Consider the following 11,778-nt stretch of genomic DNA (forward strand, 5'->3'; position numbering starts at 1 on the left):
GCTACCAGGACTTGAACCTGGGACCTCTTCATTATCAGTGAAGCGCTCTAACCGCCTGAGCTATAGCCCCGTCAACCTCCAAGACTTTACCGGAGATCGACGGAAAATCCGAATCGAGCCGATCAGTCCGCGGGGCGCAGAATCACGTCTCCCGCAGACACCCGCACCTCGATTGTGTGGCGCGACGAACTGGCGGTGTCGAGCCGGTTGTCGAGGTCGCCGGCGCTGACGTTCTCACGGACGTTGTAGGTCTCATCCGGCACGGTCAGGTCGAGCTCACCGGCACTGACACGAATCGCGACCGACCGCGGCGTGGTCTCTGCGAACCGCGCCTCGAGCTTGCCAGCAGACACAGAGAGGTCGGCCTCGTCGACCCGGGCCAAATCGAGCCGCGCGTGACCGGCCTGGATGTCGGCTTCGACCGAAGATGCCGCCCCGTCCAGTCGCAGGCTCCCCGCACCCACCGAGATGTCGACCTCGTCGAACATCCCCTCGACGTCGAGGCTGCCGGCGCCGAGGGAGAACTCCGCATCCAGGCTCTCATCATTCAGCTCTTCCGGAAGCGTCAGAACAACCCTCTCATCGAAATCGAACCAGCGTTCGCCGAACCATCCGTCACCGAACCACCAGAACGAGTCGTCGTCATTTCTGAGCACGAGTTCATCCTCATCGCGCTCTAGCCGCCACCGGCTGTCATTCGACTCGTCGATCTCGAGCGTCGCCTCGTCGACATCGCCGAAGCGCACTGTCGCGCCACTTGCCGAGACGTCGATATCGATCCCCTCGATGCCGTCGACGTTCACGGTCTGGGTTTCCCCGGCGCTTCCCCGGGAACTCTGCGTGACATCGTGCACCGCCGCGAACGCCGCCGTGCCACCCGCCCCGAGCAGAGCGACCCCGCCGAACGCAGCGATCGCGATTGCCCCGGCCCGCGCACCGGCTCCCCGTGACGACGAGGGCGTCGGATCGGATGCTGCCGCCGAAGCCGACGGCGCAGCAGGCGGGACCGGCGGAACAGGCGGGGGCGTCAGCGGCACCTCATGTCCGCCGGTCGCCTGCGGTTCGGCACCACTCTGCACGGCACCGCCCGGCGCGGCACCGCCCTGCGCAGCACCGCCCTGCGCGATACCACTGGACGCGGCGCCGCCGTGCGCACCGGCATCCGACATTCCGGCATTTCGGGGATCCTGGTTCTGCGAATCGTTGTTCATGTTCTCGCTCCTGTACGTGTCTCAGATCTTCGGCTGCGTGCCGTTCGGCGCGGATCCGCCGTAGTTCTCGATGTGGGCGAGAGCTGCGAGCACCCGCCGGTTGCCCGATTCGTCCTGCTCGAAACCGAGCTTCTGGAAGATGGCCGTGATGTTCTTCTCGACACTTGCGGGGGAGAGGAACAGCAGCCCTGCGATCGCCTGATTCGACTTGCCCTCCGCGATCAGCGCCAGCACCGTTCGCTCGCGCTCGGTGAGCTGCAGCATCCGATCATCGCGGTTACGCCGCGTCAGCAGCTGCGCCACGACCTCCGGGTCGAGCACCGATGCGCCCTCGGCGATCCGCTCGACCGACGCCAGGAACTCCGACACGTCGGCCACTCTGTCTTTGAGCAGATATCCGAGCGGCCCACCCTGCGCCGCGATCAGATCACTGGCGTAACGCTCTTCGACATATTGCGAGAGCACCAGCAGCGCCAACGACGGATGCGTGTTGCGCAACCCGAGCGCGGCCCGAATGCCCTCGTCGGTGAATGTCGGGGGAAGCCGCACGTCAAGAATGCACAGCTCGGGGTCGGTCGCCGCGACCGCCTCGGTCAGCCCCTCCGTGTCGGGCAGAGCCGCGACGACCTCGTGCCCGGCATCCTCGAGCAAGCGCACCAGACCCTCACGCAATAGAACCGAGTCTTCACAGATCAGGATGCGCATGGCACGCTCACCTCCACGGATGTCGGACCGCCCTGCGGGCTGTCGATACGGATCGTCCCGCCGGCGGCGAGCACGCGATTCGAGATGCCGTCGAGTCCGCCACCGGGCTGCACCACCGCGCCGCCCATGCCGTTGTCCTCGACGCGAGCCCACAGGACATTGCCGTCCCGGGTTCGCACGACGACGCGCGTCTCGCTCGCTCGCGAATGCTTGGCGGCGTTCGTCAGCGACTCGGCGATGGCGAAGTACACGGCAGCCTCGGCATCTTTGCTGCACCGGCCATCCATGCGCACGTCGAGGTGCACCGGAATATGCGACCGGCTGGCCAGCGCCGACAGCGCCGCATCCAGCCCACGATCGTCGAGCACAGAAGCATGGATACCGCGGGCGAGCTGACGCAGCTCGGTGATGGCGGCCTTGGTCGAGGTGTGCGCCTCGTTGATCAGCTGCTTCGCAGCCGTCGGGTCGTTGTCGATCTTCTGCTGCGCAAGACCCAGCGTCATGCCGACCGAGACCAACCGCGGCTGAACGCCGTCGTGCAGGTCGCGCTCGATGCGCGTGCGCTCGACATCGGCGGCGCGCACGGCACCCTCACGTTGCGCGGATGTCGTCCGCACGCGTTCAGTGAGTTCAGCCTCGCGGTTGGGAACGACGATCGCCGTCGAGATCGTGCGATGCAGCAGAGCGAGGCCGATGATGCCCGCCGCCGAAACGAGGACACCGAGGATGCCGAGAACCGGTGCCCATCCGGCGGCGATCGTGTTTCCGAACGGCGCGGCGGCGACCTCGGCATCCGAGAACAACGGGGTGAACGAATAGATCGCCGACCACACCAGGCCCCAGAACAGTCGCAGCACGATCCCACCGAACACGCACGCGATCGCGAAGCTCGCCAATGCGCGCCACATCCGACCGTCGATGCTCTGGCGGCCCACCGAGCGAAGCCAGCCCCCGAAACCGGGGCGCTGTCGGCGACGCGGCTGGAGGTCGGCGATGCCGAGGCCGTAGAGCCCGCGGACGCGGACGATCTCGAACCAGCCGATGCCGTAGAACGCGTAGACGAGTCCGATCAGAACGAAGATCCCGATGCCGAACACGAAGAGCAGCCCGAGGCCGGTTCCGAACATGGCGGCGAGAATCCCGAAGACAGCGCCACCGAGCACGCCCAACGCCGCGAGATGCAGAATCGTCAGGAACAGGCGCAGCGGAGGTTTCTGCTGCGGCGCCGGACTCGCGGCGGCGCCGGCCGCGACAGTGGGAGCAGTCTGGTTCGTCATGCTTCAAAGGTATGACGCGGCGAAGCCCGGCGACACCGAGTCATCCGGAGAGGATGCTTCGGGTTTTCCCTACTGTCGGATGCGGAGCGTCAGTTCGACATGAAGCCGACAAGCAGGCCGCCGGTGACCTTCACGGCGAGGTTGTAGATGCCGGCGACAACGGCGCCGAGAACGGTGAAGACGATGAGGTTCAGAATCGAGATGACCGCGGCGAACGCCATCACCTGCGGCAGACCCAACAGCGCCGCCACCGAGACCGACCCGTCGGTGATGTTGCTGATGAACTCGTCAGCATCCACGAGGATCCCGGTCGCCTGCAGCACCAGGTAGATCAAGAAGAACGACACCATGGTCACGATCGCCAGTGCGACAGCGCCCAGGAAAGACAGCTTCACAGCCGACCAGAAGTCGACGTACACCAGGCGCAGTCTGACCTGCTTGCCACCGGTCTTGCGCGTGGACTTCTTCGCCAGCTTGTCGGCTACGGTGCTCATGCGTCTGTTTCCTCAGGTGTGTCTTCGGGCGCGGCCGGATCAGCCTCGGCCACGACTTCTTCGATCACCCGTTCACTGTTTCGGGCGATGGCGAGGATCCGGTCCTTCTCAGAGGTCCGGGCGAACACCACTCCCATGGTGTCTCGGCCCTTCGCGGGCACCTCGGCCACGGCAGAGCGTACCACCTTGCCGCTGGACAGAACCACCAAGACCTCGTCCTCCTCCGACACGATCAGACCACCCGCGAGAGTGCCCCGATCGTCGTTGAGTTTGGCGACCTTGATGCCGATTCCACCGCGTCCCTGCACCCGGTATTCGTCGATCGACGTGCGCTTGGCGTAGCCGCCATCGGTGACCACGAACACGTACCCGTCTTCGCCTGCGACGGATGCCGACAGCAGAGTGTCATCCCCGCGGAAGCTCATCCCCTTCACACCCTCGGTCGCACGGCCCATCGGGCGCAGCGCCTGGTCGGTCGCGTTGAACCGTAACGACATACCGTGACGACTGATGAGAAGAATGTCATCGGATGCATCGACCAGCAGCGCGCTGACAAGCTCATCACCCTCGCGCAGACGGATGGCGATGACCCCACCCTGACGGTTCGTGTCGTAATCGCTCAGACGGGTCTTCTTGACCACGCCGCCGCGCGTGGCGAGCACGAGATAGTCGGCCACATCGTAATCGCGCATCGCGAGCACCTGAGCGATGCTCTCATCCGGTTGCAGCGCCAACAGGTTTGCGACGTGCGTGCCCTTGGCATCGCGACCGGCCTCCGGTGCCTCATAGGTCTTCGCCCGGTACACGCGACCCTTGTCGGTGAAGAACAGCAGCCAGTGATGCGTCGTGGTCACGAAGAAGTGCTCGACCACATCATCGGCGCGAAGCTGCGCACCCTTGACACCCTTGCCGCCACGGTGCTGCGAACGATAGTTGTCGCTGCGCGTGCGCTTGAGATACCCGTCGCGGGTGACGGTCACGACCATCTCCTCTTCGGCGATGAGGTCTTCCATCGAGACATCGCCGTCGAAACCCTGGAGGATATGCGTGCGGCGCTCGTCGCCGAACCGCTCGACGATACCCTCGAGCTCATCGCGGACGATGGCACGCTGGCGCGACTCTTTCGCGATGATGTCTTTGTAGTCGGCGATCTTCGCTTCGAGCTCTTCGGCCTCGTCGATAATCTTCTGCCGCTCGAGAGCGGCGAGTCGACGCAGCTGCATCTGCAGAATCGCATCCGCCTGGATCTCATCGATCTCGAGCAGCTTCTGCAGACCCTCGTTCGCGTCCTGCGGCGTGGACGAGCGACGAATCAACGCGATGACCTCGTCCAGGGCATCCAGCGCCTTGAGGTATCCGCGCAGAATATGCATGCGCTCTTCGGCCTTGCGAAGGCGGAAGATCGTGCGCCGCACGATGACGTCGATCTGGTGCGCGATCCAGTTGGTGATGAAACCATCCAGCGCCAACGTGCGCGGCACACCATCGACGATCGCGAGCATGTTCGCGCCGAAGTTGTCTTGCAGCTGCGTGTGCTTGTACAGGTTGTTCAGCACGACCTTCGCCACGGCATCCCGCTTCAACACCACCACGAGACGCTGACCGGTGCGGTCACTGGTCTCATCGCGAATATCGGCGATGCCGGTGATCTTGCCGTCACGCGCAAGGTCGCCGATCTTCACCGCAAGGTTGTCGGGGTTGACCTGGTAAGGGAGCTCGGTGATCACCAGGCAGTTGCGGCCCTGAATCTCTTCCATGTTGACCACGGCACGCATCGTGATCGAACCACGGCCCGTGCGGTATGCCTCATGGATGCCCTTCGAGCCCAGAATCTGCGCACCCGTCGGGAAGTCCGGCCCGGGAACACGTTTGATCAGGCCCTCAAGCAGTTCCTCTCGCGGAAGATCGGGGTTGTCGAGCGCCCAGAGCGCGGCATTCGACACCTCCCGCAGATTGTGCGGCGGAATGTTGGTCGCCATACCGACCGCGATACCCACCGAGCCATTGACGAGCAGATTCGGGAAACGAGCGGGCAGAACCGTCGGCTCCTGCGTCTGACCGTCATAGTTGTCAGCGAAATCGACGGTCTCTTCTTCGATGTCGCGCACCATCTCGAGCGCGAGCGGAGCCATCTTGGTCTCGGTGTAACGCGGGGCGGCCGCACCCATGTTGCCCGGCGAACCGAAGTTTCCCTGCCCGAGCGCGAGCGGGTAACGCATCGACCACTGCTGCACCAGGCGCACGAGGGCGTCATAGATCGCCGAGTCGCCATGCGGGTGGTACTGACCCATGACTTCGCCGACGACACGGGCGCACTTTGAGAACGACTTGTCGGGGCGGAAACCTCCGTCGTACATGCCGTAGATCACACGGCGGTGCACCGGCTTGAGCCCGTCGCGCACATCCGGCAGCGCTCGCCCGACGATCACGGCCATCGCGTAGTCGAGATAGCTGCGCTGCATCTCGGACTGCAGGTCGACCTGGTCGATCTTGCCGTGCTCGTGGAAGGGAGTCACGTCGGGGCGTTCTTCGTCAGTCATGTGTTTCTTTCGTTTGCTGAGCTTGTCGAAGCATCCTGTCGCTGCGCCTGGCTAAGCATCAGATGTCGAGGAAGCGGACGTCCTTGGCGTTGCGCTGGATGAACCCACGTCGTGACTCGACGTCTTCACCCATCAGCACGCTGAAAATCTCATCGGCGCTGGCGGCGTCCTCGATGGTCACCTGCCGCAGCGTGCGGGTGTTGTGATCCATCGTGGTCTCCCACAGTTCCTTCGCGTTCATCTCGCCGAGACCCTTGTAGCGCTGCACGCCGGAATCCTTCGGAAGACGCTTGCCGTTCGCGAGGCCATGTTCCATAAGCGCATCGCGCTCGGCATCCGAATACACATACTCGTGCGGCTGGTTCGACCACTTCAACCGGTACAGCGGCGGCATCGCCAGATAGACGAAACCGGCCTCGATGAGCCCGCGCATGTAACGGAACAGCAGCGTCAGCAACAGCGTCGTGATGTGCTGGCCGTCGACATCGGCATCCGCCATCAAAACGATCTTGTGATAGCGCGCCTTCTCGATGTCGAAGTCTTCGCCGATGCCCGTGCCGAAGGCCTGGATCATCGCCTGGACCTCTTTGTTGGCCAGGGCCTTGTCGAGACGAGCGCGCTCGACGTTCAGGATCTTTCCTCGAAGCGCCAGGATCGCCTGCGTGTGCGGGTCGCGGCCCTGCACCGCCGAACCGCCGGCCGAGTCACCCTCGACGAGGAAGATCTCGCTGATCGACGGGTCTTTGCTCGTGCAGTCTTTGAGCTTGTCGGGCATCGCAGCCGACTCGAAGACACTCTTGCGGCGCGCCGTCTCACGTGCCTTGCGTGCCGCAAGCCGAGCCGTGGCCGCATCGATCGCCTTGCGAATGATGTTCTTCGCCTCGGCCGGGTTGCGCTCGAACCAGTCGCCCAGCTGATCGCCGACGATCTTCTGCACGAACGCCTTCGCCTCGGTGTTGCCGAGCTTCGTCTTGGTCTGGCCCTCGAACTGCGGCTCGCCGAGCTTGATCGAGATCACGGCCGTGAGACCCTCACGCACGTCATCGCCCGAGAGGTTGTCGTCCTTCTCTTTGAGGAGGTTGTTCGCGCGGGCGTACTTGTTGACGAGTGTCGTCAGCGCCGCACGGAAGCCCTCTTCGTGCGTACCACCCTCATGCGTGTTGATCGTGTTCGCATAAGTGAAGACGTTCTCGGTGTAACTCGTCGTCCACTGCATCGCGATCTCGAGTGAGATCTTGCGCTCTTTGTCTTCGGATTCGAAATCGATGATCTCGGCGTTGACGACCTCGGCGTGACGGACGTGGTTCAGATACTCGACGTAGTCGACCAGACCGCGCTCGTAATAGAAAGTGTCAGCGCGCTGTTTCGTGACGGTCGCACCGTCTTCTTCAATCTCGTATGTCGCGCCCTCGCGCTCGTCTTTCAGCTCGATGCGCAATCCCTTGTTCAGGAAAGCCATCTGCTGGAAGCGCGTGCGGAGCACGTCGTATTCGAACTCGACACCCTCGGTGAAGATCTCAGCATCCGCCCAGAAGGTGATCGCCGTACCCGTCTCATCGGTCGGCTCGCCCTTTTCGAGTTTCTGCTGCGGCTCACCACCGTTCGCGAAACTGTGGCGCCAGGTGAAGCCTTTCTGCTTGACCTCGACGTCGAACCGCGTCGACAACGCGTTGACGACCGAGGAGCCCACGCCGTGCAGACCGCCCGAGACGGCATAGGCGCCGCCACCGAACTTACCGCCGGCGTGCAGAATCGTGAGCACGACCTCGACGGTCGACTTGTTCGGGTCAGACGAGTGCGGGTCGACCGGGATACCACGGCCATTGTCGACGACGCTGACACCGCCGTCGGCGAGCAGCGTCACGACGATCTTGTCGGCATAGCCGGCCAGCGCCTCATCGACAGAGTTGTCGACGATCTCATAGACCAGGTGGTGCAGACCACGTGGCCCCGTCGAGCCGATGTACATACCCGGACGCTTGCGGACAGCTTCCAGACCCTCGAGGATCTGAATATCTGCGGCACCGTACTCGGACGGCGTGTTATCTGCGGGGGTTGCCCCTGTGGTCGTTTCTGGCTCGTCAGCAGGGGATTCAGGCGTCATCAGAGGGCGTACTCCACATCGATATCTCGAACCACCAGTCTAGCCGGTTTGGCGAGATAATTGTTGGCTCAGAGGCCGTGTGTGGCCCTGAAATCGATCCGGATGCCTCGCGTGATGCCCTACCCGTAGGTATCGCGCGGACCGCGCCCTGGAACGGCTCTCGGCCCCCATTTCCAAGAGGGAACGTCCGGCCCGATGAAACGGAGGTTCTCCACACCCGCTTCGGGGTACCGGTTCGTGATCTCGGTGAGGATCGTCGCACGCATGAACTGCAGGTTCTTCGCCCACGCCGTCGAATCGCATTTCACCGTCAGCATCCCGTTCTCCAAAGAGACCGGTTCGGAGTGCTGCGCCGTGCCGGCGCCAGCGAGATCGGCCCACTGGCGAACGAGATCTTCGCGCGCCAACGTGATCTCCCAGCCTGAGTCGCGACTGAGCTTGTCGAGCACACTGCCAAGAGCTCCCGGATCCCGCCCGGGAGTGAAGGGGGCATTGTCATCGTCATCGCGGATGCGCCGCTTGCGCTTCCATGACTTCGAGCTCGGCTTCAGCCCACGCAGCCGCAAATAGGTCGCGACCGTTTCGGGGACGTTGTCATCACTCATCGCGACCACGATCGGTATCTGGTTCACTGTCTGCTGCCGGATCGCGGTCATCGGAGATAGAGCCGTCACTGATGTGCACGACGTGACGATGCAGCGGCTCGGGAATGTCGGCCTCGACCGCCGCCGTCACGAGAACCTGTTCGTATCCCACAGTCAGGTCGGCCAGGCGCTGACGGCGATCAGCATCGAGCTCGGCGAACACATCGTCGAGGATCAGAACCGGATCGCCAGCCGGAGACTCGGCCCGCAATAGTTCGGCGGATGCCAGGCGCAGTGCGAGTGCCACCGACCACGATTCGCCATGTGAGGCGTACCCCTTCACCGGCAGACCGCGCACACGCAGCACAAGGTCATCGCGATGCGGGCCGACGAACGTGATTCCGCGATCGAGCTCTTGTGTGCGCTTGGCTTGCAGAGCCGCGCGGAACATCTCAGCACGCCGTGACAGGCTCAACGACCGATCAGCTGCATCGAAAGCGGTGCCGGCTGCGTCCTCTTCGGGGTCGCCACCGTGCATCGACAGCGCCCATTCGAGCTCTGGCTGATGGTCGGCGCCGGCAATAGCGGCATATGCCGAGGCCAGGGGAGAGCGCAGGTCCGACGCGAGACGCAGCCGTGCGTCGATGATCTCTGACCCGAGAGCGACGAGTTTGTCATCCCAGACGTCGAGAGTCGTCAGCGCCTCACCACGGATGCCGCGCGCACGGGCCGACTTCAACAACGCGCTGCGCTGCTTCAGCACCCTGTCGTAATCACCCAGCACCGCAGCCATGCGCGGAGCTCGCTGAATCAGCAGCTGATCGGCGAATCGGCGCCGCGAGGAGGGGTCTCCGCGAACAATCTGCAGATCTTCGGGAGCGAAGAGAACGACGTGCGCGTAGCGCGGAAGTTCACTCGTCTTCGATGGGGAGCCGTTGATGCGTGCCTTGTTCGAGCCCTGTCGGTTGATCTGCACCTCGGTCAACACCTTTCGGGAGCCGACCGAGAGCCGCGCGCGGATCACCCCGAAATCGCGAGAGTCTTTGACCATCGGAGCATCCGACGAGACCCGATGCGACCCGAGAGTCGCCAGAAAGACGATCGCCTCTGCCAGATTCGTCTTTCCCTGGCCGTTCTTGCCGACCAGGACGTTGGGGCCACGGTGGAGCGAGAGTTCGGCGGTCGCGTAATTGCGAAAATCCACCAGGCTCAGATGCTCGACGATCACCGTTTCAGCCTACCTTCGACAACAGACACCGCCCCGGTTCCGGGGTGAGCCGATGAATCGAGAGGTCAGCGAAGAAGCAGGTTGGGCTGCAGCAGGTACTTGAACGAATCCGTGCCGGCCTGGTCGACCGAGGTCTGGCTCGTGATGAGCACCGGGCTGAGCTTGTTCGCATTGTCGCTCGAGGTGAACGTCACCCGTACGAACTCGCTCTTGACGGCGCTGAGCGACTCGATCAGATACTGCGGGTTGAGCCCGAGAGTCACATCATCGCCACCCGAGAGGTGCGCATCGACCGACTCGGACGCTCGCGCCTGCTCACTGCCCGAGGCGTCCATGGTCACGCTCGACGACGTGAAGGTGAAACGCAACGGAGCCGCGCGATCGAGCACGAGCGCCACACGGCGAACCGCTTCGATCAGATCAGCGGTGTTGACGACCGCATAGTGATCGGTCTGCTCGGGAAAGAGGCGGCGAACCGGCGGGAAGTTCCCCTTGATCAGCAGCGATGTCACAGTCTTGTTGCCCGATGTGAAAGCGATGATCTCGCGATCGCCCGATCCCGAGAACGCCACCTCGATCGTGCCGGTGTGACCGAAGGTCTTGCCGACCTCGGTCAGAGTTCGCGCCGGGACAAGTGCGGTCTGTTCGGATGCTTCGCCATCCCACGGAACGTTACGCAGCGAAACGCGGTAGCGGTCGGTCGCCACCAGGCTCAGATCTTGGCCGGATACTTCGAGCTGCACACCGGTGAGCACAGGAGTCACGTCATCACGCGACGCGGCGAAACCGACCTGCGCGATGGCTGTCGCGAACTCGTCGGCAGGAACGACACCAGATGAGCCCGTTACCTCGGGAATCGACGGATATTCCTCAACCGGCATGGCCGCGAGAGTGAATCGTGCCGAACCGCACGTCACAGCGATTCCGCCGTCGTCTTCGACAGCGATCTCGATCGGAGCGTTCGGAAGGCGGCTGGCGATGTCGGAGAGAAGCCGGCCGTGCACCAGGATCGTACCCGGAGTATCAACCGTTGCCTCGATTGTCGTGCGGGCGGATGCCTCGTAGTCAAAAGCCGACAGTGTGAGCCCGGCGTCGCCGGCTTCGATCAACACACCGGCCAGAATCGGCTGCGGATTGCGCTGTGGCAACAGTTTGACGACGAAGGACACAGCTTCGCTGAATACATCGCGGTTGACCTGGAACCTCACGGGCGCTCCCTCGTCGTAGTACAGAGTCTGACTCGCGGTGAGCGCGAGCCAGGGCTTCCCATGCTATCCCCACGAAGCCGATGCGCCATACGTTGGTTTTTCGCGACCGGTTTTCCCCAGGAGGTCATCGGATGCTGCCCTCTACGGATTAACTTCTTAACGTTCTTAACAGCTGTGGAATCTGTGGATAACTCGGTGGAGAGTAGTCGCGAGTAGGGAACTACATGCGTGTGAGATGTGGAATCGGTGAGGAATCCGCGTGGAATCAGGGTGTGGAGGAAACCCGCGTATCGCCGAGTTATCCACAGCATGCCGCGATCGGCACACATTCGTCCAGAAGTTCGTGCGATTTCATCCACAAGTTATCCACATGTGTAATCGCGAATTTAACTGGTGACGCGCGGGTGCTGTCAAGCCTGGATTCTTG

General features: G+C 63.2%; 9 protein-coding genes. All 9 read right to left on the reverse strand.

The window, feature by feature from the left end; genetic code table 11:
- Nucleotides 1–122: 122 nt before the first annotated feature.
- On the reverse strand, nt 123–1,211 hold the full coding sequence (locus Q1J95_RS04215; protein ID WP_300266031.1) for a DUF4097 family beta strand repeat-containing protein: 1,089 nt from the start codon (nt 1,209–1,211) through the stop codon (nt 123–125).
- Nucleotides 1,212–1,232: 21 nt separating this feature from the next.
- Nucleotides 1,233–1,916, reverse strand: coding sequence for a response regulator transcription factor (locus Q1J95_RS04220; RefSeq protein WP_300266032.1), 684 nt, complete (start codon nt 1,914–1,916; stop codon nt 1,233–1,235).
- The gene (locus Q1J95_RS04225) at nt 1,904–3,193 is read right to left on the reverse strand and encodes a sensor histidine kinase (protein ID WP_300266033.1); all 1,290 of its coding nucleotides are present in this window, start codon (nt 3,191–3,193) and stop codon (nt 1,904–1,906) included. Before Q1J95_RS04225 ends, Q1J95_RS04220 begins: the two co-directional genes overlap by 13 nt.
- A gap of 89 nt (nt 3,194–3,282) precedes the next feature.
- Entirely contained in the window at nt 3,283–3,687 is a 405-nt protein-coding gene (locus Q1J95_RS04230; protein WP_300266034.1) for a DUF3566 domain-containing protein, read from the reverse strand.
- Complete coding sequence (gene gyrA, locus Q1J95_RS04235; protein ID WP_300266035.1) at nt 3,684–6,227, reverse strand: DNA gyrase subunit A; 2,544 nt, start codon at nt 6,225–6,227, stop codon at nt 3,684–3,686. Before gyrA ends, Q1J95_RS04230 begins: the two co-directional genes overlap by 4 nt.
- Before the next feature lie 58 nt (nt 6,228–6,285).
- Nucleotides 6,286–8,331 carry a DNA topoisomerase (ATP-hydrolyzing) subunit B gene (gyrB, locus tag Q1J95_RS04240; RefSeq protein WP_300266036.1) on the reverse strand — a complete coding sequence of 682 codons (2,046 nt, stop codon included), beginning with the start codon at nt 8,329–8,331 and terminating at the stop codon, nt 6,286–6,288.
- 119 nt (nt 8,332–8,450) lie between these two features.
- Nucleotides 8,451–8,936, reverse strand: a complete 486-nt coding sequence (locus Q1J95_RS04245; protein WP_300266038.1) for a DciA family protein — start codon at nt 8,934–8,936, stop codon at nt 8,451–8,453.
- The gene (gene recF / locus Q1J95_RS04250; protein ID WP_300266040.1) at nt 8,929–10,143 is read right to left on the reverse strand and encodes a DNA replication/repair protein RecF; all 1,215 of its coding nucleotides are present in this window, start codon (nt 10,141–10,143) and stop codon (nt 8,929–8,931) included. Before recF ends, Q1J95_RS04245 begins: the two co-directional genes overlap by 8 nt.
- A 65-nt stretch (nt 10,144–10,208) precedes the next feature.
- Entirely contained in the window at nt 10,209–11,351 is a 1,143-nt protein-coding gene (gene dnaN, locus Q1J95_RS04255; RefSeq protein WP_300266042.1) for a DNA polymerase III subunit beta, read from the reverse strand.
- Nucleotides 11,352–11,778: the final 427 nt, after the last annotated feature.

It is taken from the genome of Microbacterium sp. (assembly GCF_029263575.1).
Classification (GTDB): Bacteria; Actinomycetota; Actinomycetes; order Actinomycetales; family Microbacteriaceae; genus Microbacterium.

Bases quoted from the DNA above. Each gene is read 5' to 3' on its own strand.
- Q1J95_RS04215 (WP_300266031.1), bottom strand. From the start codon at position 1,211: ATGAACAACGATTCGCAGAACCAGGATCCCCGAAATGCCGGAATGTCG.
- Q1J95_RS04220 (WP_300266032.1), bottom strand. From the start codon at position 1,916: ATGCGCATCCTGATCTGTGAAGACTCGGTTCTATTGCGTGAGGGTCTG.
- Q1J95_RS04225 (WP_300266033.1), bottom strand. From the start codon at position 3,193: ATGACGAACCAGACTGCTCCCACTGTCGCGGCCGGCGCCGCCGCGAGT.
- Q1J95_RS04230 (WP_300266034.1), bottom strand. From the start codon at position 3,687: ATGAGCACCGTAGCCGACAAGCTGGCGAAGAAGTCCACGCGCAAGACC.
- gyrA (WP_300266035.1), bottom strand. From the start codon at position 6,227: ATGACTGACGAAGAACGCCCCGACGTGACTCCCTTCCACGAGCACGGC.
- gyrB (WP_300266036.1), bottom strand. From the start codon at position 8,331: ATGACGCCTGAATCCCCTGCTGACGAGCCAGAAACGACCACAGGGGCA.
- Q1J95_RS04245 (WP_300266038.1), bottom strand. From the start codon at position 8,936: ATGAGTGATGACAACGTCCCCGAAACGGTCGCGACCTATTTGCGGCTG.